Source organism: Iodobacter fluviatilis (genome assembly GCF_900451195.1).
Taxonomy (GTDB): Bacteria; Pseudomonadota; Gammaproteobacteria; order Burkholderiales; family Chitinibacteraceae; genus Iodobacter; species Iodobacter fluviatilis.
This window is the reverse complement of record NZ_UGHR01000001.1, coordinates 1,332,480-1,356,439: the sequence shown is the minus strand read 5'-3', so window position 1 is coordinate 1,356,439 and position 23,960 is coordinate 1,332,480. Positions and strand designations below refer to the sequence as shown.

18 protein-coding genes and 3 pseudogenes are annotated in these 23,960 nt (G+C 42.7%); 6 read left to right on the top strand and 15 right to left on the bottom strand.

Going from position 1 to position 23,960, the window contains the following annotated elements; all coding sequences use genetic code 11:
- Window positions 1-13 precede the first annotated feature (13 nt).
- The 4 genes and pseudogenes from DYD62_RS24380 to DYD62_RS06165 form a co-directional block, all read left to right on the top strand.
- Window positions 14-445: a transposase gene (locus DYD62_RS24380; RefSeq protein WP_115226548.1), complete on the top strand. Its 432-nt coding sequence runs from the start codon at window positions 14-16 to the stop codon at window positions 443-445.
- Window positions 388-780 (top strand): IS66 family insertion sequence element accessory protein TnpB, encoded by a 393-nt coding sequence (gene tnpB, locus DYD62_RS06175; protein WP_207916847.1) that lies wholly within the window; start codon window positions 388-390, stop codon window positions 778-780. Before DYD62_RS24380 ends, tnpB begins: the two co-directional genes overlap by 58 nt.
- Before the next feature lie 59 nt (window positions 781-839).
- Complete coding sequence (gene tnpC / locus DYD62_RS06170) at window positions 840-2,363, top strand: IS66 family transposase (protein WP_115226546.1); 1,524 nt, start codon at window positions 840-842, stop codon at window positions 2,361-2,363.
- Window positions 2,364-2,396: 33 nt separating this feature from the next.
- A pseudogene (locus DYD62_RS06165) lies at window positions 2,397-2,753 on the top strand (transposase); the annotation flags it as partial.
- A 468-nt stretch (window positions 2,754-3,221) separates the two neighbouring features.
- Here the strand turns inward: DYD62_RS06165 and DYD62_RS06155 are convergent.
- From DYD62_RS06155 to DYD62_RS06140, 4 genes are all read right to left on the bottom strand, one after another.
- Entirely contained in the window at window positions 3,222-3,707 is a 486-nt protein-coding gene (locus DYD62_RS06155; protein WP_132038783.1) for a helix-turn-helix domain-containing protein, read from the bottom strand.
- Window positions 3,683-4,180 (bottom strand): transposase, encoded by a 498-nt coding sequence (locus DYD62_RS06150; RefSeq protein ID WP_115226543.1) that lies wholly within the window; start codon window positions 4,178-4,180, stop codon window positions 3,683-3,685. Before DYD62_RS06150 ends, DYD62_RS06155 begins: the two co-directional genes overlap by 25 nt.
- Window positions 4,181-4,302: 122 nt before the next feature.
- Window positions 4,303-5,235, bottom strand: coding sequence for a hypothetical protein (locus DYD62_RS06145; protein WP_147288263.1), 933 nt, complete (start codon window positions 5,233-5,235; stop codon window positions 4,303-4,305).
- Window positions 5,236-5,237: 2 nt separating this feature from the next.
- Window positions 5,238-10,349 carry a hypothetical protein gene (locus tag DYD62_RS06140; RefSeq protein WP_172476481.1) on the bottom strand — a complete coding sequence of 1,704 codons (5,112 nt, stop codon included), beginning with the start codon at window positions 10,347-10,349 and terminating at the stop codon, window positions 5,238-5,240.
- Between the two features lie 135 nt (window positions 10,350-10,484).
- Between DYD62_RS06140 and DYD62_RS23965 the strand changes: the two are divergent.
- A pseudogene (locus DYD62_RS23965) lies at window positions 10,485-11,148 on the top strand (IS3 family transposase); the annotation flags it as partial.
- A 166-nt stretch (window positions 11,149-11,314) separates the two neighbouring features.
- On the opposite strand, the gene DYD62_RS06125 reads toward DYD62_RS23965, so the two are convergent.
- The 10 genes from DYD62_RS06125 to DYD62_RS06085 all read right to left on the bottom strand — a co-directional run bounded on the left by DYD62_RS06125 (window position 11,315) and on the right by DYD62_RS06085 (window position 22,269).
- A complete protein-coding gene (locus DYD62_RS06125) occupies window positions 11,315-13,249 on the bottom strand; it encodes a hypothetical protein (protein ID WP_115226538.1) in 1,935 nt (644 codons plus the stop codon).
- A gap of 437 nt (window positions 13,250-13,686) precedes the next feature.
- Complete coding sequence (locus tag DYD62_RS06120) at window positions 13,687-16,218, bottom strand: hypothetical protein (protein WP_115226537.1); 2,532 nt, start codon at window positions 16,216-16,218, stop codon at window positions 13,687-13,689.
- A gap of 203 nt (window positions 16,219-16,421) precedes the next feature.
- Window positions 16,422-17,342, bottom strand: coding sequence for a DMT family transporter (locus DYD62_RS06115; RefSeq protein ID WP_115226536.1), 921 nt, complete (start codon window positions 17,340-17,342; stop codon window positions 16,422-16,424).
- A 93-nt stretch (window positions 17,343-17,435) separates the two neighbouring features.
- Window positions 17,436-18,122: a class I SAM-dependent methyltransferase gene (locus DYD62_RS06110; protein WP_115226535.1), complete on the bottom strand. Its 687-nt coding sequence runs from the start codon at window positions 18,120-18,122 to the stop codon at window positions 17,436-17,438.
- Window positions 18,123-18,309: 187 nt separating this feature from the next.
- Window positions 18,310-18,807, bottom strand: coding sequence for a thiol peroxidase (tpx, locus tag DYD62_RS06105; protein ID WP_115226534.1), 498 nt, complete (start codon window positions 18,805-18,807; stop codon window positions 18,310-18,312).
- A 382-nt stretch (window positions 18,808-19,189) separates the two neighbouring features.
- Complete coding sequence (locus DYD62_RS06100) at window positions 19,190-19,609, bottom strand: DUF6968 family protein (protein WP_115226533.1); 420 nt, start codon at window positions 19,607-19,609, stop codon at window positions 19,190-19,192.
- A 260-nt stretch (window positions 19,610-19,869) separates the two neighbouring features.
- On the bottom strand, window positions 19,870-20,007 hold the full coding sequence (locus DYD62_RS23590; RefSeq protein WP_172476480.1) for a hypothetical protein: 138 nt from the start codon (window positions 20,005-20,007) through the stop codon (window positions 19,870-19,872).
- A 53-nt stretch (window positions 20,008-20,060) separates the two neighbouring features.
- Complete coding sequence (locus DYD62_RS06095; protein WP_115226532.1) at window positions 20,061-20,726, bottom strand: hypothetical protein; 666 nt, start codon at window positions 20,724-20,726, stop codon at window positions 20,061-20,063.
- Window positions 20,727-20,927: 201 nt separating this feature from the next.
- A complete protein-coding gene (locus tag DYD62_RS06090) occupies window positions 20,928-21,299 on the bottom strand; it encodes a CesT family type III secretion system chaperone (RefSeq protein ID WP_115226531.1) in 372 nt (123 codons plus the stop codon).
- A gap of 202 nt (window positions 21,300-21,501) precedes the next feature.
- Window positions 21,502-22,269: a hypothetical protein gene (locus tag DYD62_RS06085; RefSeq protein ID WP_115226530.1), complete on the bottom strand. Its 768-nt coding sequence runs from the start codon at window positions 22,267-22,269 to the stop codon at window positions 21,502-21,504.
- Between the two features lie 299 nt (window positions 22,270-22,568).
- Between DYD62_RS06085 and DYD62_RS06080 the strand changes: the two are divergent.
- Window positions 22,569-23,164, top strand: a pseudogene (locus DYD62_RS06080) (integrase core domain-containing protein).
- Between the two features lie 92 nt (window positions 23,165-23,256).
- On the opposite strand, the gene DYD62_RS06075 reads toward DYD62_RS06080, so the two are convergent.
- Window positions 23,257-23,895: a hypothetical protein gene (locus DYD62_RS06075; RefSeq protein ID WP_132038773.1), complete on the bottom strand. Its 639-nt coding sequence runs from the start codon at window positions 23,893-23,895 to the stop codon at window positions 23,257-23,259.
- Between the last annotated feature and the right edge of the window lie 65 nt (window positions 23,896-23,960).

The window sequence follows — 23,960 nt, the reverse complement described above, 5'->3', positions numbered from 1 at the left end:
ATCGTTCCTTGGGATGATCGTGTCCACGATAAACTTAGGTGGACACATGGACGCTATACTCCCACTTCAATCAACACCCCGCAGGTCTCGTCGCAAGCACAGCCCCGAGTTTAAGTCCGCTGTGCTGGCGGCTTGTCACCAACCCGGTGTTTCAGTCGCAGCCATCGCGCGCCAATATGACCTCAACGATAACATCGTGCATAAATGGTTGGCCGATGCGCGCCGCAGTACAGATCCAGAGTCTTCGTCGTTAACGAATTCTCGTGACGTATCTCCAGCCTCACCAGCATTGACCTTCATACCGATCCAAATCGCTGATACGCCAACGCCAGCATCTGCACCAATTCGTTTGCACCTTCGCCAAGGTCAACGCGATTTAAGCGTTGAATGGCCCGCCGATCAGGCGCAGGCCTGTCTGGCTTTAATTCAGGCTTTGTTGCGATGATTCAACCCGAACAGGTCTTCTTGCTGGTCACGCCCGTCGATATGCGCTGGAGTATCGAACGTCTGTCATTGCTGGTGCAACAAACGCTGGGGTGCTCACCCTGTGATGGCACTGCCTATGGGTTTACCAATCGATCCCATTCGCGACTGAAGTTATTAATCTGGGATGGCAATGGCGTCTGGCTCTGCCAGCGCCGTTTACACTCTGGGCGTTTCCACTGGCCGACTTTGGGTGAGGCTACTTTTACAATGCCCAGAGAACAATGGCATTGGCTCGTCAGCGGTGTGGATTGGCAACGTTTGTGCGCTACGCCGCCAAGTCATTGGCAGGTCTAGCTGGTATCGCTCGAGCCCAGTAAAATAAGGGTATGACACTCGCGCCCAATCATCCCACTATGGCTACAAATTCGCCCTCGCTGGCGGAGGCTCAGGCTTTGGTGGCGCAGCTGCAGGCGCAACTTGCAACTCGTGATCAGCACATTCAATCTCTGGAGCTAAAAAACCAGAAGCTGGTCATAGAACTGGCGCATTTAAAGCGCATCCGCTTTGGCACCAAGAGCGAAGCCCTGTCGGTCGAGCAAAAGCAGCTGTTTGAAGATGATGCGGATCAGGATCTGGCCGCCATCACCGCTGAGCTGGATGAAACGCCAGCCAGCAACGATGCCCCCGTTTCCCGCCTAAAACCACGCCCACGTGCGGGTCGTCAGCCACTGCCCGAACATCTGGAGCGCGTCGAGGTTCGGCACGAACCCGAGCAATGCACTTGCGGGCAATGCCAAGCCAAATTGGTTAAGATCGGCGAAGACGTGAGCGAACAGCTGGACATCGAACCAGCCCGTTTCTTTGTGGTGCGCCACATCCGCCCGCAATATGCCTGCCGCCAGTGCGAAACCATCACCGCAGCGCCAGTCCCTCCCGCCGTGATTGATGGCGGAATGGCGACGCCGGGCTTATTAGCCTGGGTGGCGGTGAGCAAATACCTCGATCACTTACCGCTGTACCGCCTCGAACAAATTGCTGCGCGCCAACAAGTCATTCTGGCGCGTAGCACCTTGAGTGAATGGATCGGCCGGATTGGAGTGGCATTGCAACCACTCGCAGACCGCCTGAGTGAGAAACTGCGCCAGCAAACCAGCCTGCATGCGGACGAAACCCCGGTGCAGCAGCTGGATCCCGGTAAAGGCAAAACCAAACGTGCCTATTTATGGGCGTATCGCAGCAATGATTTGAGCGGCAGCCCACCGATAGTGGTGTTTGACTATCAAATCAGCCGTAGTGGGCAACACGCCGCCCATTATTTGCAGCATTGGCGCGGCACGCTGATGGTTGATGATTACAGTGGCTACAAAGCTTTGTTCGCCAATGGCGTGCGAGAACTCGGCTGCTGGGCACACGCTCGACGTAAATTCTTCGAGCTGCATGCTGCGGGCGGGCATCCGGTGGCGGCAGAAGCCTTGCAACGTATTGCGCGCCTGTACGCCATCGAAGAACAGGCCAAAGATCAAACCGCAGACCAACGCGCACAAAGCCGCGCCCTAAACAGTCAGTCCGAACTGCAATCTTTGCATGATTGGCTACTGAAACTGCGCCCGAATGTGGCCCATGGTGGCGGCTTGGCCAAAGCCATTGACTACACGCTACGCCGTTGGCCTGCTTTGATTCACTATGCCGGAACGGGCGATCTGCCGATTGACAACAATCCCATCGAGAACGCCATCCGCCCCATTGCGATTGGCAAGAAGAATTGGTTATTTGCCGGTAGCGAACGTGCAGGCAAACGCGCTGCAGCGATCCAAAGTTTGTTGGCCACAGCCAAGCTCAACGGGATAGAGCCATCGCAATGGCTGCAGGCTACCTTGGAAAAACTGCCCACCTGGCCCAATAGCCGAATTGATGAATTACTGCCGCTGCACGGCTAATCCAAATCGACGCGATCGACTAGGTGGACACGCTGGACGCATACAGAACGCGTAATACGCAGCCTGAATCAAATTATTGAATGGCGCGGTAAACCAAAACGAATCAGGTCTGATAATGGCCCTGAATACATTAGTCACATATTAAAAAATTGGGCAGAACAACAATCGATTGAATTGGCCTATATTCAGTCCAGCAACCCGCAGCAAAATGCGTATATTGAACGCTATAATCGCACCGTTCGATATGAATGGCTGGCTTGTGATGATTTTGAAAGTATTGCTGAAGTACAAGAAACCGCAACGCAATGGCTTTGGAGTTACAATAACGAACGCCCACATATGGGATTGGGCGGCATCACCCCGAAACAAAAACTGGCATTACATGCCTAGCCTCTACTTTTAAGTGAGCTTAAAAATGGGGGGATTACCCTCCACCGCCATTACAGCGGTTTCATCACTACTACGAGCTGCTCCGCCCCTTGGTGGCGCATCGCTACTATCAGCCTCGCCTTGTCGGCTTGTGCCTTTCGCTTGCCATCGCCACCGAAGGTTCCCGCAGTTCAACATAAGAGCCCGGATTACGCTGACGCTGCCTCTATGCCGGACACCGCTTGACCCGTAAGCAGGTAACGGCCAAGCTAATCCCGGAGCAACATCACTCCCCGGTTTTGATGTCATCTGAACACTTTCGACACTTGAACGGCAGTTCACGGTTGTTCGCCTTCATTAATCCATACCTGACGCCTCAACGGACGCCTTTTCCGTAACGCTCACGACACAAGCTTTTGACTTGTGCCGCTTACGGTGGTTTGCCACCTGCTCCTGCAAGCCGATGGCGAGGGGCCATACCCTCATCTCTTACGCCGCTTGCTGCGGCACACTGATGTCACTCACCCAGACTTGATTCGGGGCGGTGGCGGTGAAGCTGGTCGGCTTAGCTTTACGTACCGCTTTGGCAGCCCGGCCGCGATGCTGCAGCTGATGGGCTTGCCGCAGCACACGGTACATGGTTGATTCAGACGCTAAATAGCAGCCTTCATCGCTCAGAATCGGTACGATCTGGCTGGGCGGAACGCTGCTAAAACGCGGGCTATTACAGACCGATAAAATCATCTGCTGCTCCGTTTCACTCAGCTTGTTCGCCGGATCATTCCGCTTGACCAAGGGCCGCTGATCCGCAAGCACCTCGCCAGCAGCCTGCCAGCGATACCAGCTGTGCACCGAAATACCGATGGTTTCACAGGCACGATATAAGCGCGCACCGGCATGGCATGCCTGTCTGATCCACGAGGTTAGCCGCTCTCGTTGCTCCAGTGAGGTCAGTCTTCCTCGGGTTCGCCCCAAAGGGCGCGCAGCTTTTTTTGCAGAATCAGCAACGCGGCCGCCTCCGCCAGCGCCTTATCTTTACGCAGAATTTCCCGCTCCAGCTGCTTGTTTTGCTTGCGCAGCGTTTTGTTTTCTTGCGCCTGCTCCGGCGTGCTGGCTTCAGCCTGGCCCTGCGCCTGAATGGAGAGATCGCGCCATTGTTTGACCTGCTCTGGGAATAAACCCTTGGCCCGACAATATTCACTCAGCTCGATTTCTGACATGGCAAGGGTTTCGACAACCACGGCAAAACGGGTTTGAGCAGACCAATTTTGAGGATTGCGATGATGTTCGGGCACGGGGCGGCCCTCCTGACGAAGTTGATTGCGCCAATTGTACAGCGTGGCTTCGGAGAGGTTTTCTTGCAGAGCCAACTGGCGGATGCTGACCGGATGAGGTGCACGCATTTTGCTTAGGATGGCCTCTTTACGAGCCTTGGGAATACGCGACATGATGAGTAACCAGCCCCCTGAGTAAGTTGGAATCCCTGAAAAGGGAATATCTCAACTAGACACAGGGGGGCAGCCTAAATCGTAAAATATCTCAACTACTTTGACAATTACCTTTAAGGAGTTTACCCCGAAATAAACCTATCCACTCTCCGATAAGCATACTGATTTAATGTAAAAATTTTCGCACATCGCTCCATAAACAACGCCTCAAGATTTGAATCTTCTGGCATCAGCAAGGAGTTAGTGATAGTAAAGGCCTCAGAAACATTACTTGTGGTTACCGAGGCCTCAGAAATATTACTTGTGGTTGCCGAGGCCTCAGAAACAATCTCGTTCAATGCCATTTTCATACGAAGTTTAAACGCTTCTACTTGGGCATCTGACAAGTTCGGGTCCTGAACACCATAAAACCATTGATTTCTCTCTAAAAAATCATTGACGGATAGCTTTTTCAAAGCAAACAACATTACATCTTTGAAGTCCGGGTAATCCTCATCTACTCCATCCGCAGAACGACGGCTTCGTGAAAGATGCATTTTATAGAACATTAATAAATAATTCCAAAACTCATGCTTTCTGACATGCTCTCTACCCATACTCTCCAAGATTTCTTGATGATTATTTGTACTTGTAGGAACAGGCTTAAATTTAACTTTATTCAAAAAATCATCAGCAGTTGCAGCGCTATACCTCCAACGATAAGCAGTCACAGAGATGTCAAATTCATTAGCCAAAATTTGCCCTGTAGAATACCTCCCAAATGCCCCAAAGCAAGAGTTTAATTCAATATGCCGTACTTGATCCAGTCGGCTTTCTTTACTGATCATTAAACCTTTTATGATATTTGCAAGCTCTTTCGCATCCATATAATTGGTAATGCCAGGCGCACCATGAGCAGTAATAGTCAACGTATGCTCATTAAAATTAAAAGAAGCATCACGACCAAGTAATGAAGCCACCCTTAATTCATTATGCACATTAGCCTTGCCAAATAAAAATTCAGACTCCAGTGCAATATTACTAGATGAGATGATCTTTGTTTCTGGCACCCCCATATTCATCTTAAACGACAAAAATTTATCCCCCCCAAAGTAACTAATATTGATCTACTAGAGGTTTCTTTGACCAAAACAATGGTTCCTTGTGGGAGGTTTGCTAACCCTGCTTTTTGAATATTTTGCGGTTTATGAATTAGTGTTTTCCAAGCCTCCTCAGACTCAAAATGACCAGACATTAAGACAGACTTTATTCGCAACTGGAACGCAGCAGCTTGCTCTGATGAAAGCTCACCGGCCCCCTCCATAACGCTTATTAGTTTTCTCAATCCATCTTGCCTCGGAGAAAGAGCCATTTCTGTTTGCGCTATCGCTAAAATTGATGTGGTACTTGGAGTAGCACCGTTTGGGGCCCCTGCGTACACCTGTAGTTTTGAAGTGTTTATGGCCTTTTTCAAAGCCCTACTATCGTCCCACCGTTCTAGGCCAGTTTCACTGAAAGTGCCCAATTGCTCTGGAAGCACAACCTGTCTGGTACTGTCTAGAAACGGGCTTAGAATATTATTATTTGCTCCCACTAAACGACCATTACCCAAAGAAACCATGACATGGAGCAGCTTTCCATCTTGCATAAAGACCACCAACTCACCCGACGGTATCCGTAAAGCAGCATCAAGGCTTGTGATCAAACGGGATTTCGTAAATATTTTATTAACATCAGAAACGACCTCGGGCAACATTCTTTTGAATTCTTGGTTCAGACTGGAAGTTTGAGGCACATTAAGAATCTTTGCTTTTTGCAACATCTCCGTAGCATATTCATAACTCTTAGTCTGCTGACGAGAGAGTATGCTGCTTCTTACTGCCTGCTCTAAAGGGCTACGACGACCAAAAGCAACCGGCATCTTTAAAGGGGCCACAGGCGCACCTACGTATCGGGCACGATACCAGCTCGGTGCCACCAATATTTGCGTTCCACCCATCACCTCAAAAAGACTACTCTGCCCAGGAAGGGAAGCAGGAAACCTATTAGAAGCCTCATTTATGGTATTAAAATCCCCATACTTAATAAGCTTGCGTGTCCATGTAGTTTGGTAAAGTGCCTCCCATTTTCCCAAAGACAAAATTTGGGGCCCGTCAATGCCAGGAAATTGCCCTGCAGTCAGATCAAAAACATAGTCAGCCCCGTTTAAGCGCCCTATGACAACAAAGTGATTCATAGGCATTTCATCGCTACCATTGACCCACATATACAGTCCACGGTATTGAATACTCGTCATCCCTTTGCTCAACATAAAATCCGCAGTCGGTCTCAGAATTGCAAAACAATTCTCCTTAGGGCTTGCCATCATGGCACTGATCACTGGATTTTTACGCAAAGCCTCAAGAGAGTTTATGAGCGGCACAGGCAATACTGAAGATGAGCCGACACTAACAAGTTCCCGTATTGGCTCGTGAAGAACCACATTAGCAACTTGGGACGGCCTATTCGAAAAAAGTGGGTATGTTCTTTTATATTCAGTCATTAGTCTATTAGACTGATTCACCACACTGCGTTCTGATGATATATAGCCTAAAGATAAGGGTGAATGTAACTGATCGTTCAACAATCTTAAGGTACGATCTTTTCCAAGGATGCGAGAAAACGAAGTCACAGCAAAAGTATTCGTATTTAGTTTTGTATATTTTTCATGAAGGGTTGACGTTTGCCATAAAAACCCTCTTTGAATTGTTTTTTTCATTAGCATTGCCGTGGATTTTATAGTCAAAAATCCCCTCATCATTCGTGCAGGGTTTGTAAGTGTGTTTACAACACGAATACCAGGAATAAGACATAGTGGGGCTAATGCGACTGATCCAATTAAATTGGATGTTGCTTCATCACCGTTCGCGTTTATATAATCATCTACAGCAAACCCAATATGCCCTGCCGTAATGCCACCGCTAATAGCAGCAACCCCCATCACACCTACTAGGCCCAAAGGCAAGCAAGCGACTGCGGATACTGGAATAGCTAGCCCGCCTAAAATCACCTTCCCTATCACCACTCCACGGTAATGAAACTCTTCATTCGAAGTATAAAACAAAGTATCAACATTTAATTTAGTATATTCAATTAGAGTACTGGAAAACATTTCTGCTAGTGCATTTATATCAGTTACTTCTTTAAAACGTACTGGGCTAGAAACGTGTTTTCTAGGCGTTAGTAGGTTAAAACCACCCATATCAGTCATTTTGTAATGCAAATCCTTTTGTAAATCAGATTTATTTGGAAAAACTTCCTTCAAACTAAAACCACTAGAGTATTTTGTATACATACTAACAGGCAAACTTTCAGAGACCCATTCTTTGAACTCTTTGCCTGATAAAGTGGCCTCCAATGAATGGATATCTTTTATTAAAATAATTTTATTAAATTTCAAAGAAATTAAAATGCCTTCACTAAAATAATCATAAAAGTACACTCCATCTTTCATTTTTTCATGTTTGAAATCAATAGATCCTGAAGGAATAAAAAAAACATTATTGAGCACGGTATTGTCGACACTCACCTCCATGGGCTTAACCTCACCCTTTAATAATTTAGTTATTAATTTTTTTTCTTTATCATTTACTGATGAATCACCAATAAAACTTAGGCACTTATCAAATATCAACGACTTAAGAACCAACCGCAATGCAAGCATTCTATCAAAATTATTCTTATAATTATTTATTTCATTTATAAAATCATACTGTAAATTTCTTATTTTAGTACTTAATTTCGTAATTACTTCTGCATGATTATCATTAGAAACACTGAGCAATTGAAAATATGTTTCCCTTGCAAACGCCCCAGTCAACAATTGAAAAACAGATACAGTGTGCTCTCCCTCAACAAAATCCGATAGATTAGCGTGGGCTGTCTTAATTGTTAGCAAGCTATCAGCTGTTAAACCAGTTTTCACTACCTTATTTCTTTCTAATTTCCCAAGTTCATTATTTATGACATCTTTAATGTAAGTTACTGGTTCAAAAAAAGGGGAGTGTGCCAACGCCAATTGCTTTTTCAGGTAAACAGGGGCAATCGTCTCTAAGACATAATCGTCTCTCGACAATTTTACTCCATTAGACACATCATCAATAAGCTGCTGCAACAATAATACTTCTTCACTTTTATATAGCTGTAAATTATTTTGAAATTTGTAAAAAAATGGCACGTACATTCCGAAAGAAACATTAATTTTGGCTGGATTAATATATTCCCATATTGTGTCTACAATAGGTTTTTCTCCCGATAGGGTAAGCATCGGCGTGTACGGTTTTCCCTTTTGTGGGCCAGCAAAAATCCAATCACCCAACTCTGACTCATATCGTGGACACCCAGCTCGAGCTTTTGATTTGAATTCTTCATTTTTGGAGTAGTCAAATATATCCTGTGTATGATGCTTCACCCTAACATACCTATGCATATTGACGCTGTAACCATAAGTCCTAGTCGAATATGTATGCTGAGTCTTTGGAATGAAGGTATGCCAATCCTGAGATACACTAAATACAACAAGGCCACCTTGATACTCTATCGCAAATAGATCAACCATAAGGGCATTCCCTCTCCAAATAGTTACTCCGCCTTTATTTTCATAATAATATTTAGATACGGCATCTCTACGTTTCTGGTCCTGGTTTGTATCAGCCATGAAACGGTAACATTTTATTCTGATTAGCTCATAAAGCATATCTCGACTTAAATCCAAAGAAAATACCGAGGAACTTGTATCAACTACTTTACTTTCAGTATTTCGCATAGTCTCCTCAGTTTTTGAGACAGCTATTTCATTTTCAGTCGACCCCGTAATATTCTCGGCTCTAATGGCGGTGTTATTTGTTGTCACTCTCTCGGTAAGCGTACTTATCAACGACAGTGCCTGACTTTGAGTGCTGTAAGCTTGGAGGGGCAGTGCGTCAGTTATATAAGTTATATCTGTGCTCTTAGGGGGAAGTAGATACCCATCAGCGATAGGAAATACCCCCATCAAGCGACTCAACATATGGTCCATGTGCTTGACTGGCTTGCTTAGGTGCTCTTCCAACCAGTTATAACCCCACCCCCAGTAAGATGCCGCCTGTACTGCATTATTAGTCTCTACGAGCGGAGCAATCGGTGAGGAGTTGGCAGCAAAAATCTGCGTTGCTTGGTATTGGCGTGAAGAAAACTCGTCTGCTTGGCTGGGGCTACTCTTATAAACGGCGTATCCATTCCCGCAATCAGCGTTCCTACCACTAAAGGCTTCAATAGTCTTATCTGAATGGAGATATACCAACACTTCAAATGCTAGCTCTATATTCAGACTATTGAAGAAAGTGTCTGTTAACTTGGCAGAGAGCTCTCTCCCTTTGTTCAAGACTCCATGATAAGCCTCTGGTGTTTTTTCCAGACTCAATTCCAAATGATCAAGTGCGCTATTAAGGTCATTAATTAGTCGTTCTCGATTGATCGCTTTATTTATAAAGTTATATGCATACCTAAAATCATCCATAGGTTCCAAAGGCAGCACTGTCTTTTTCACCTCTGGAGGTGAGCCCAATACAGGCACTCCTTGGACATAACGATGCACGAACGGCATTCCGCTATCAATGAGCTTTACCAAGGGCTCTAACCAAGCCCGCGTGGGCATGGGTTGCCATTCAGTTATTTTTCTAACACTCTTTTCACGATCCTCTTTGCATTCCTTGTTATGTTTAGCCCAACGATTGTCATCCTCCTCTTCATTATCACTTTCATAATCACTCAGCTGCTCAGGCAAGGACGTTAAAGTAGAGGGCGGATTGCAGTCATGAGCATCGGCCGCACACAGCTGTTTATTTTCATTTTTTAATACTGAGAAGTCATCAGGGGGGCCTCCATTTTTCAGCATCCAAAATAATCTGCCAAAGACGTTTGCAGGGAAAGTTAATAGCGAGGAGTAATTAGCAAATCGAAATTCAGCAGCAACCCCTCTTAAGGCATCTGACCATGTATGTCCTGACCAAGAGGGAGAAACTCCACCTACTACATTCTGAACAGAGGTTAGGTTACTCATCGTTGTAAACCTGACAGTATCCACACCAGCATGGTTTAAATGTATTTTCACATCAGTTTTACCAAGCTGGTAGGGTGATAAATCAGTATTTAATGCGCGTATTTTTGTCATAAAAACCATAAAGTTAGATTAATTTTTAGTACTGGCGTAAGGCCTTAGTGCAGATGAGTTTTACGTATTGATCAGGCTCTCTAGCTGTCAAGTCTCGCTAGGTAATTCCCCCACAAAACCAGCTCATTTTTAACGTTGATTCAGCTCACTGAAACGAATCGAAACTGGGGCTTTGGCCTCTGCTTTTTACATCTGCGCAATAAAAAATGCTGAAACCATAAACGCATTTACCGGATTTACTGTGATTTAAAGTTAAATCTGCAGATAAAGCCTAAAAAATGCATATATCGTGAAACGCCAGCGCCATTAGCGGTGCCAGAGGCAAAAAATGAAACGTGGTCGATGGATTTTATGCACGATCAATGGGCCGATGGTCGCAGCATTCGCTTATTTGACGTAATTGATGATTTTAATCGGGAAGGATTAGGGATTGAAGTCGATTTCTCGCTGCCAGCAAAACGCGTCATACGCAGCCTGAATCAAATCATCGAATGGCACGGTAGCCTAAGCGAATTCGATCAGATAATGGATCTGAATATCTTAGTACCTCTTAAAGAATTGGTCAGAGCAAAAATCGATTAAATTGGCTGATATTCAGCCTAGCAATCCACAGCAAAACGCATATATTGAGCGCTATAATCGCAGCGTGCGTTATGAATGGCTGACCTGCGATGACTTTGAAAGCCTTGCTGAAGTGCAAGAAACTGCAACGCAATGGCTTTGGACTTACAATAGCGAGCGCCCGCATATGGGATTGGGCGGCATCACCCCAAAACAGAAACTGGCATTACATGCCTAACCTCTACTTTTAAGTGAGCTTAAAAATGGGGGGATTATCATAGATTACCCACCACTAATGGCGCTGACGCTTCACGGGCAAAAACTATCAGGACTGATTCCTGTGCAATACAGAACTCAGCCCTTAGCTTATTTATACCCACCTAATGGAGGTCAGCTTGGTTTTTTTATAGATGCGTTGAAAATTCTAAAGATTCTTCTAGCTTGATCTTCATTGCCTTAAGAAGCCCAATTCTATTAGCATCATCCCCTATTTCCCCCAAAAAGTTTTCAAGCGTAAGTTTAGAATAAGCATCGAAAGCACCAACTGAAAACGCTTCAAAAATAATTTTCAACTCTGCTTTTATTTTATTCGGCAATAAAATACCACTCTCTAAAAGAGACCCAATCGCATCGAGAGCAGCATTATTTTTTTCTATTTGTAGGGGATCAACTTTTAATTTTGATACAGTCATCATATGTTTTTTGAACTCTGCGTAACCATTAATATGACCTTCAGCGCCACCTGCACGTTTAGATGCTACTAGTGCTTTCTCCATTGGCTCAGCCATCGACAACACTTCTACATCAACATTAACTTGTTTAGGCTCAGTAGGGTTAATTTCAACACTCTTATTCAGAGCATTAGCCATTGTCAGTTTCTGCTCAACATCGATAATTTTCTCATTTATTAATTTTTTTATTTCGTCAAAATCAGATGTCATTTCTTCACGATTCTTCAACAAAGACACTGATCGCCATACTTCAGCCGTATAGGAGTCTCTCGTGAGAAATACGACATTCATTTCCTTTAAAAAGGTTATCCTTTCGCCTGCGACACGATCTTTTTCTACAAATACTCTCTCTGGCCCTTGGATGTTCAAATCGCCCTCAGGAAACCGAGACCGAGCAAATGCATCTATAGAGGTGAGTGTTTGTTTTAAATGTTCTATCTTACAATCTTCTTTAAAACGCATAGCATAAAATTTACTGACCCTAGTAGGCGTACCGCCCATACCCTCCATTTTTTTCTGTACTAACGCCTCCATACCCAAGCCCAATTCTAGGCGCTCTTCTCCTGAAAAGGAAGTATTTAGCGCGCATAGTGCATCCATTGTTGGGATGTGCTCCTCGGAAAATACCAATTCCATATTATTATGGAATACTATATCGTCGACGGGCTGAGGATTTGATAATACCGAGCGATTTATTAGGTTATCTTGAATGTACCTTAATGTCTTCGTCAAATCTTCTAGCTTACATTCAGGCTTAAATGACATATTCGCCAAAAGCCTCATCACCTTTAAATTCGGCTCACGCCTATCTATGAACTCATTCAACGCGACAGGAAAATTAAATCCGCGATCTGGACAGTCATGTGACACTTCGAAATTAAGAAATTTATAATCAAATCCAAAAGCTTTGTCATATGGCGACGCTTCGTTTTTAGCTTCAATAAATTCAAAAATTCCAACCCATGGGAAGCCATCAAAAGAACTAGCCATATTACTCAGCACATCGCTTGAAATTGAAGTTTCCCTTACCAAGGTATCATTTATTTTAAAACGAAGGACCAAGTCATCATTTTTTTCAACTCCTTTTTTTTCAACTTCTATCTTGACGCATGAACCAACTTTATCAGCGCTACCCGCTGATTGATACATCCCCTTTACCGCAACGTTCAAGTCATTGCTAAATATGTTGGGCCCTATATGAAATTTACACTCAGGTAGAATAGATTCTGCCAATCCAACACATTCACTTTCATCACCAGACAGAGGATATTCTGCAATACTATTATCGCCCACGAAAAATTTTAAATGATCGCCCTGAACCTCCATTCGAAATTTTTCAGGGCAAGCATACAATGACTTCAACTCATTGAAAATTTCTATTGCCTTTTCAGGGCTTGTGAAACTTGACTTATTTTCACAATAGTTAACCAATGAACGTAATCGTTCATCAGATGTTTTTAGTAGCGTAGATTTGACACCACCGCAAAAAAAATCTTTCACACTATCTAAGGGGGTCATTTTAGAATCTTCATCACTTTTATTAGCCATTAAGTGCTGCACTCGCCCAGCATTTAATTGTGGAGATCTACTAAATAAATTAACGGTCATAATAGCTATTCCTTCAGGATTTAAACAATAAAAAAATTAGTAATTGGATTTACTAGATACCTAGAAAAATATCGGCACAAGGCTGAATCCATAAAAAACAAACCCACAGCACACATAATCAGGTAAAAAAAGTGCATTATGTCGATACTTTTGGCATTTAGCTTTCAAAAAACGATCATTTAACCGAGGAGAGGGGTGCCATAAAATGGAAAAAAATTATTTATTTTTTTGATTGCACAGGCCTCAAAGAAATGAATGGTCTCCATTTAAAACTGGCGATTGCATTGAATCATTTCCTTATCAAATTTGGTGACCGCCTTAACGGCCACCAACAATCTCATTTGCAAATGTATTTGAACGGAAAGATTTACAGGTTTGCCTAGCCGTCTGCTAATGAATCAAAATAAGATTTACCAGATAAGTCTAAACTTCTAAAACTACTGAATCTCCATTCCTCGAACTCTACCTGTAAACTTTAATCTTTCTTCCTGCCACAGCAGGAATTGTCGCTCTATTAATTTTTCCAAGCATTCCTGTGCTAACTTACGATTATCTTGATTATCAAACTTCACAAAACTGAGCATATTATTGAAGAAATCTCGGGAAAAATGATCCTCTGAGCCTAGACTCTTATCTTGACTGCTGAGAAAAAATTTAACTTCATGATGGACCGCTGATTCTATGTTACATAAATTACTTGCCAATTTTAGAAACAAATCCTCACCAGTAGGTGACTTTTTATATAAGCATGTATTTGATAGAGCCGCCCACCTTGAACTTTCATCAATTGCTTTTAAATTGGTATAATGCATCATTGGTGCGCTGAGACTATTCTCCCCCCAGCGTTCTAAAAGCACATGGCTAGCCGCATTACTCAGCCGCCCCCCTATATCGATCATGAGGCCTGCAACGGGAGTAGGAATCGACACTGCACCCGCTAATTTAACACTCCGCTCCGTACTCACTCGAGTCAATTGCAGCTGATACCCTTTGGCCTTATCAGGAAATCCCTGTGCTTTCTGATAATTGGGTTGAAAAAATCGAAACATAACTTTCACACCGCCCTCTAACTCACACTGCAAGCTTCCTGATATTTTTCCAAGTTCGGCAATTAGTATATCGGCACTAATTCCTGGTAAATTAATTTGATTTGCCAGTTTTTCTGCAATTTTATTCAGACCACCAGCATCTAATAAGGTGCCTGTTAGTGTTAGCGTCAGATCCCGATAGCTCCCTGCACGATACATATTGGGATTACTCAAGCGAGCTTCTGTAAGCATTGCCTTGCCCTTAATCCCAAGAACAGGCATACCTGCAGCTAAGTTAAGCTCCACAATCCGTGAATATTTCTGTACTTTTAAAATATCAGTAAAGCTTGTTTGCTTAGAAAACACCTTTTTGTCAAAAGAAATAGGAGGCGAATATAATTGAGCGCCCATGCTCTTTAGCCGAGCCAACACAGCCTCATGCGAATCACACTTAACAACTTGATGAAGCAGAAGAGCATGCAGTTTACATAAATCAGCGAGCACATGTTCTCGGCAAGTCTTAAATTCACTGTCCCATATCGCCTCATACTCATCTTTTATTAACTTACGCTCACTTAAACATGCGGTGTCAATTGCGTGATCATATTTCTGCACTTTAAGGCAGAAACTATTGAATTGATCTTCAAGTACATTCGTTAAATTATTTAACTCAGCCTCAGAAACAGATTTGTTAGCAAAAAACCAAGATCTAAAAATGGGCCTTACGGCAGGAAACCTTTCATATGCAGCACTGTATGCAGACTCCAGTACAAGCTCTAGCCGTTCTTGCTCTAAATCCTTAGCTTGGCTTTCAATAATATTTTGCAGGGGCACCGGCACTTTTACTTCAGTGCTAGTTTCTTCGACAGCTCCACCCATACTTACACTAAATCCAGAAACCTCAACACCCAGCTTAGCTGCCAACTTAAATGTTCGCGAATTAGCCTCCACCGGGGGGGCTATAGAATTTTTTCCAATGATGGAGTCTGGACTCGAAGGAGAGAGCTCCAAGATAGTAGGCGAAGTAAGCCTGTTTATTTCCTGCTGCAAGCTTGGCGTCCAGCGAAAACCTTTTGGAAGCGTGCAACCGACAGGGGCAAGGGCCCTCCTACTAGGGTAGGAGGAACAGAAGAAATCAGTGCTATCCCTCAAAGGGGGCATGGCGGCTTTCTGATTGATGGCAGCCTGAATTATATCCGGATACTTATCCAACTCGTTTTTTTCAAAAAGACCTAAAAATGCCCTACTTTGCCCAGCACTCTTTTTACGCGAGCCGCAGATATTCTTGTTTAGGGCATAATGCTTACTGCTATTATATTCACGTGAATGAGTACCTTTTACTTCTCCTTCTACCCCTAGGCTCCCCACCCCAGCGATGCCCCCCACAGAAACTCCGAACGTGCGTCGCTCCCCTACTGAAACGCTACCATCATCATTACTTCCCATAAAATGAGCAAAGCCTCCCTTCACCCCTCCTTTCACTTTACCCCCTACTCCAGCCATTTCTAAGCCAAACCCTACCCCAACAACTAACTCCCCGCCCTTTTCTTTATATATGCCTGGTTGATCAAACTCATGATATTTTCTCTCAAGATGAGATTGCTGTTTTAGACAACATAACTCAGCCCACTTAGCCTTCATCTCCACCTCTAAATAACGACTCAATGAAATCAAATCTTTAGAGACTTCCTGATTACCACACTTCAAAAACTGTTTCTTTAATTCTTTAAACTTTAGCGAAAGCTCGGCATATTCCTTTTCTCCCAGTTCGAATTCTCCACTAACAAGAATTGTGTCAACCTCCTTGATAATTTGTAGGCATTTATCACTAGTTGCGGCCCCCATCTCCCCCTTTTGTTCTGTAAACTTGCTTTTTAGGCGGTCTAACAAATCAGCATTCTTTTGCACATCGTGACTAAAATTTTCACTTGGCAAAACCATCTTAACGCCAATTAGAGGCAGCCTTGACTTTGGGCGAAACACTAAAGGGGAGCAATGGCTCGGTGACACACTCTCCATTTTATTTGCAGATAAAAGTCTTTTAGGCATAAATAAGGTCCTTATTTTTACTATTTAATTATCAATTGACAATAATCTAATCTTCAATAAATCCTAAAAATCAATTATTAACATTTAAATAATACTTAATTTCTATATCTAGCGTAGTTCACCAGCCAGTTCAAGTTCAATTTACTGTAACTGGATTTGGTTAACATAATCCCCAGTAGCAATGGAATCAACAGTGCCAATGATTCCCCTGATAGATTATTATTTTTTATTTGATTATCCAAAAATAAAGCAATCAATGGAAATACCAAAAAACAGATAGAAGCCTTAAATGGCGTGGCTTTTTCATTCAACTTAAAATATGCCAAGATGCCCCCCACACCAGCCACTAGCCCAAGGTACGCAACTGCTCCACAAGAGCGGGCACTAAAGGCACTTACATCTGGCATTTCAATGAAAATGCTTGCCAAAATCAACAGCACAGCAGCCACCCCACTTGGAACAGCATTGTAGGTAATGACGTGAATTCCCTGACAGTATTGCCGCACAACCACGTAGAGCACCGCATGAATCACTACCGCCAATGCGAGAAACACGATGCCAATCCAATTTTGACCATCGGACAGCGCGGTTTCATTAAACAGGATTTTAATCAAACAGCCTATCGCGAGTAACAAACCTAAATACTGTAAAAAACTAAATCGTTCTTTTAGAAAAAGAATAGACGCAAGCATGACTGCGATAGGCATATTGGCAAATATGACGGCAGCCAAACCAGATGAAACATAGGCTTCGCCAAATATCATCAACCAAAACGGCACGGCAAAATACCCAATGGCGACCACTGGCAACAGCCAACGACGACCCAGAGGAAAACCTAGAGAAACTTTATTATAACGCGCGAGAAACACTAGCAAGGGGCAGGTCAACAGAAATCGTAAGCCAGTGGCAGCTAATGGTGGAATGGATTCTAAAGCGAGTGCCATTGCCATCCAAGTAGTACCCCAGATCAAGCAAACAGAAAAAAACAAAACGGGTATAGTGGTCAATAAAGGCATAGGAGTGTGAATTACCTTTTATTAGTAGATTTTCGGTCAATTGCCAAATTAAAAAATCGCTGCTTATTATCAAAGGCGCTCATTAAACACCAATCAGCCAACATATATCGGAGAACGGGCAACAAACAGCGCTACTTTGCCGTGCTGACTAATCTGCACCTCAGAGAAATGCCGTTTGAGCCCCTTGGTCAAGTTGTCCAGCGTATCTTCTTGATTTCCAAAAATACCCTTGTGATTATAAAAGCTCATCAATTTACGCCCTAAACAATTATGCTTAACTGAATCCCCTAAAATAGTTGCACCATAGAGTACGCCGCCTTCACTCAGATATTGTTTCAAATGCTCAAATACTCGCTCTTTGTCACGCATATTTCCCGGCAGGCAGTGTAGTAAATAAAACAGTGAAATCGAGTCATACTGTCGTTCATTCAATACAGTGAGCGGCTGCATCACATCGGCCACAAATAACTCTATATCTGCTGGCCCCATCCGCTGAGCGGCTTTATGCAAACTATGTTCATTCAAATCTAGTAATGACACCTCATGTTGCTCTGAAAATGTGCTATTTACGAGATAAAACCCCGTGCCCACCCCCACATCAAGATGACGTTTCCCTATATGCATATGATAAAACGGCAATAGGACACGACGGGTAGGGCATTGCCAAACCCAGCGATTAGAAAACCAGAGCACCCACATATCGTAAAGTTTGAGTACCGAAGGAGAGTAGACGGCTATACCGGCTTGGGTGTTTAGATTTGGAGGTGTAGATAAAGGCATGGTGTATAATTAGGGATACCTAGAGAAAGTTATTAAGAAACCTCTGCACGAATCAAAACCCCTTGATCGACGCACAATTAAATCAATCACTTACAATGGTCTAATGTACGAAAAAAGTATTCGTGCAGAGGTTCCTTAAGTAAATTTAACGTTAATAACGACCACCTGAGTCGTCGTCATTAACAATTTATAGTGCAGCTAATACTTGACTGTAATTAGGCTCTGATGTAATTTCAGCAACTAGTTGCACATGTTTTACTATGTTCATTTCGTCCAAAACGATCACTGCCCTTGTACATAATCCTATCAATGGGCCACTGACAATTTCCAAACCATAATCACGAGCAAAATTGCCAGAACGAAATGTAGATAATGTTTTTACATTTTCAATTCCTTCTGCAGCACAAAATCTCGCTTGTGCAAACGGCAAATCAGCAGAAATAGTCAACACAATAGTATCAGCGTGACTGACAGCAATCTCGTTAAATTTTCGTGTTGATGCAGCGCAAACTGGCGTATCAATACTCAAAAAGACATTGAGTATTTTTTTCTTTCCCACAAAATCTTGCAATGTAACCTGTGATAAATCATTAGCAGTTAATACAAAATAGGGAGCTGTGCTGCCAATAATCGGCAATTGACCAGCTAAACTTACCAGATCGCCATTCAATTTCACGTTATTCATATTGTTTTTCCTTAGTAAGGAGTTAATAACTCTATTTTTAAAAACACAAAAAAACACGGGTAAAACAGACCGCACGTACTCAGTAAAAACTGCACACGCGATGACCACAGCAGTAGCACCCAATAAACAAAATATAAATAAAAAACAGAAACTATCAGGTCAGATTTACTTAGGTAAACGCTGATATATTTATTCAGCTTCGCTATTCTCACCCAGTATTTATGCGGGATCTCCAATAAAAACTCAGGGATGACGCCTTATTTATATTATTCCAAGATCAATACTACGTGCAGTTTTCTTCAAAAAATAATATTGCACCAGCAATATATAATCCTAAACTCAAGCCAATCCACTCATAGCATATGCCCATCAATTAACAGGTCTATAGAAATTTCATTGCTTCATAATTTGTCTCAAATGGCACATATGGAGCACCAAACAAACTTAACTTCATCCCTTGCTCAGTTTTTTTAATTAACTCACATTGAACAAGATGAAAAGCAAGACCTATTGCCTGATAAGAATCCTCACCACAAACATGTAAATCATCAACAATTTTTCCATAGCTAATGTGAACAGGGCATCGCCAAGCATTGGCGCCAAGGGTAATGACATCATTTACAGGCAAACCAATTTCAATAGTGATTTTTTTGATGACGTCACCACATTGCACTTCAAATTCCCGCGAAGCGATACAAGTTGTAAATTGTGTCGATATAGGTGGCAATGAATTCATAATGTATATATTTCCCCCAAAGTAATGGCCTACATTCAGCCCAGCAATCCGTAGCAAGATGCGCATATTGAGCGCTATAATCGCACTGTGCGTTACAAATTACTGACCTATGATGATTTTTAGAGTATTAAAGAAGTACACTAAATCGTGGCGTAATCGCTTTGGAGCTACAGTCCCCTTTCTTCATGGCTTTCATATAACAACCAATTAGGGGTGGGTCAATTCTTTTCATTCGCGATCAGGGTTAACAGGCTTAATAAAAATTAAATGCTTATTAATACCCTGTGCCTCGTAACTTGCCACCCAAGCTCACATTCAAAACACCCTCAATACCAAATTCGAATATAGTTTTTACGGGCATCTGGATAGCTGGCAAATTCCTGAATGGCCAATCGCGAACCACTACTATCATTAAACTGATAAATCACGATGCTGCGCATGCCCACACCATCAGGCATCAGCATGCTATTACCATGGGCCATAAACTGGAGCTGAGCAGCTGAAAACCTTTCTGCCCCTAGAAGAGACTCACTAGAACCCCCATTGAAATGGTCGCCCCCCCCTCTGCATCAAAATTTAAATAGCGTGAATTACCAGAGCACGCATTAAATTCATGCCTTGGGCTCCGCAAAGTTCGATTAGCAAACAGCGATAAGCTCTCGCTAGATAGCGGCTTTGCATCAGCATTGATTAGAGAATAGCGCTGACTAGGACTACATAGGGCAATATAATCTCGAACCGCTACTATACTATTAGAATCACCAGCTCCAATCTCAGCCAGCGATTGACTATCAGAATATTCTATATAATTAACCCGATTACCATTTGAAGCTAACATGCTCCTTGATGTTTTATAAGAGTTTTCAATCCAAGGAACACCCGCACTAAATGCTAATTGCCCCCTTTCCACTGCCCTAGCCTGAAATTTTCGTTCTACCCCATCCAACATTACAGCCCCATCAACATGGGAAATAGAAACCTCTATAGGGTTATTCCCCGTTTCTGGCTTTGTTAATAAAAAACGTTTGGGGCCAATCCAAGGCTGTGGTGAAACGGGTGGTGGTTCCGGATTAACAATAGAATCATCACTACTGCCTCCCCCGCCACCACAAGCAGTCAATAACAATAAAGCAAAAAAAGTACTGCTACTTATAATCATTCTATTTAATGACATAGATTTCATTATCTTCATCCTTTACTCAAAATAATTTCAATTGCTATTAAAAAACAAGTACGAGTGCCATATAACGGCTTTAACCTACCCTCATGCCACTTAACTACTTATTGACACAAGCCAAACCGCTCCCCATAAAACATAGCTAACTATATTTCCACTAAAGATGCCCACTTTTTATTTGGTTTTGCTTTTAAGTACCAGAAGCTGTTAACACTCTCCAGCGACTAATTTGTCTGCAAAATCACTCAATAATTCCAGCTGCTCATACAAGCTATCATCACTGGCATGATCCAATAGCTGACGGCTCCATAATACCCAGTCATTGCTATGCGCATCCTGACTAAGAATGGGTTTTAAACAATTCTTATCAAATAGATTTAATTGCAATAGCGATAATGAATCGATAATTTTTGCACTATCTATACAACAAAACATTAAAACCATCTGCGAAGGCTGCGCAGTAATATGAATCGCGTGCTCTCCAATCGATAAATTAACAATATCGCTGTGCTGAACAGTACGTGGCAAATCAAGGCGAAGGCAAAGGCTATTAATAGCCTCATTAAAATTAGCAGGCATCACATATTTTCCAGAGTAAATCAATTAAAAAATCTTACAGTGCAATATTACTCACCACAACAAGTACTGGACTAAGGGCGCCCAATCAAACCGAAGCGCCCCTTTAAGCGCCTTGAAACTTAAATCAGCGGGCTTACTGCTACCGAGTTCAATAACATGGATAAAACGCCAGCAGCAATTTTATTGTTAGCGGAAAAAGTTTTCATAGCCTCAGTGCCCCCCCAAGATCAAGGGGCGGCATCTTCGCGAGCAAGCAAGAGGCAACGGCAGTATCAAAAACAGTCTTGTTGTACTTTCCTCCATTAGTAGGTGCTAGCGCATAGCATTGGGAAAATATATTTAAAAGCTTAGATGCCCTTTCAGTATCACCGCTATTACTCACAAACAACTGGACGGCAGATTTGGCATAAAGACGCTGCTTTTCTAAATCATTTTCTCCATCCATTTCTTTTTTTAAAGCAACAAGGCCATCAAACGTCTCCCTATTCGGTGCCAAAGATTTAAGCTCATCTTTTAAATGTGAAGTAATTTCATCGCGTATATCACCAGAAACCGTCCGCTTCCCCTCCGGGTTTTTGCTCAACACGCGCTCAAACTTCGCACGTCCTGTTTCCCCTGGAGAAAGCCTAAACAATCCAGCGTTGTTATCAGTCGCAGCTTCAACAACTACCTTCCCCATCTTTTCCAGCACAGAAAGTGGAACCAATGTCAATCCCTTAGTAGCATTCTTACCGCCATTACGATTCCTTAAGCCAGTCGCTCCTTTTTTTATGGAACTTACAAAACTAACCGCTTTATCTTTCAAAAATGAGCCCGCGCCCTTAACACCACTCGAGCAACGCTCAATCAGCCCACGAGCATCCTCACTAGCGGAACTTAATTTAGCCCCTTTCACCAAAGTATGATCATCTAGTCGCGTAGTATGAGAGAAAGACCTAAAACTGACATTAATTGCATTAAAAATTCTCATAATTGCAACCTATAGTTTGATATTAAAAATCAACTTGACGTACGAACAATTATAATAAAAATCTGAATAATAAAAATTAAATGCCATACATCAAATCAAGAAGAGTTTTAATTTTAAGTACATCAAACATACAACACCATAAGACATGTACTAAAAAAATCCAAAATTCACACGCCCAGTGCGAATCTAAAATTCAATTGCTAATCCCCCCACAAAACCAGCTCATTATTAAGTAGAATTTTCTCGCAGTCTTTAAGGAGTTCTACATGAAAGCCATAGGTAATTGATAACGCCAGATTATGGCGATTTTAAAGCAAGCCGAAGCCGATTCAACCATCCCCGATTTGTGCCGCGAGCACGGCATGAGCTCTGCCTCTTTTTATAAGTGGCGCGCCAAGTTTGGCGGCATGGACGCCTCGATGATGACGCGGATGAAAGAGCTGGAGGACGAAAACAAGCGCCTTAAAAAGATGTATATCGAAGCCCAAATGCAGGCGAATATCATCAAAGAGGCCATGTCAGAAATCCTCTTAAACATCTCAGTGTCGCGAGATGGCTTAATGGGCTATTGAAACTAAAGCATTGTTTATTCGACAAGCCCAAGCGAATCAGATCTGACAATGGTCCTGAATAAATTAGTCATCTATTCAAAAATTGGGCAGAACAACAATCGATTGAATTGGCCTATATTCAGCCCAGCCATCCGCAGCAGAATGCGTATATTGAGCGTTATAATCACACGGTGCGTTATGAATGGCTGGCTTGCGATGATTTTGAAAGTCTTACTGAAGTGCAAGAAACTGCAACGCAATGGCTTTGGACTTACAATAACGAGCGCCCGCATATGGGATTGGGCGGCATCACCCCGAAACAAAAATTTGCATTACATGCCTGACCTCTACTTTTAAGTGAGCTTAAAAATAGGGGGGATTACCATAATCAGCTAATGATAATTTTTTCACAATAGATAAAAAAACAATATTATTGTTACTGCAGAGAGTATTTATTTACATCGACACAATATAACATGCAAGTTGCCTCTCCATTTGGTTTTATAAGAAATTTGGCATTCATATTTAGTTTGCTTGGTGATAAGCCATTCTCTAAATATGTTTTAATTGCAGAGTGATCTAGATCAAGGTCATAATTAACATCGATGATTAAAGTGTATTGCCCATTACCATCATCATTGGCACTGATAATGTAGGATTGCTGACCACTACCAACAGTATCAATATTAAAGCATTCAAGCGTATCTAAGATGCCTTTTTGTGTTGAAAACTGCCCAAGCGATACAATCTGCGGGTTATCTCCCCCCGTAAAGTTATTATGAGATTTAATTTCCTTTAAGAAAGACGCCATTAAAGTTTTTTTATAATCATCAGGATGATCTCGATAGGGAATATTAAACTCCAAACCATTTAAGAATAGTTTATATTCACAGCCACTCGTATCGCGGAGCATTTGGTTCTCAGCCTGAGCCTGCGTTATTGCATGACTTTTAATACTACAGGTAAGCGCCTCAGGTTCACCAGCTGCGCATTCAAATTTCCCTGAATCTCTACAAAGGACAGAAAGCCCTTCATGCTTTTGTGCTGTGCTTTGAATTTCATTAGTGGGTACCAAGCTAGTGCCATTACCAACCAAGCGGGTGGACTGTAGCTAGGCTGACGAGTAAAGTATTTAAAAAA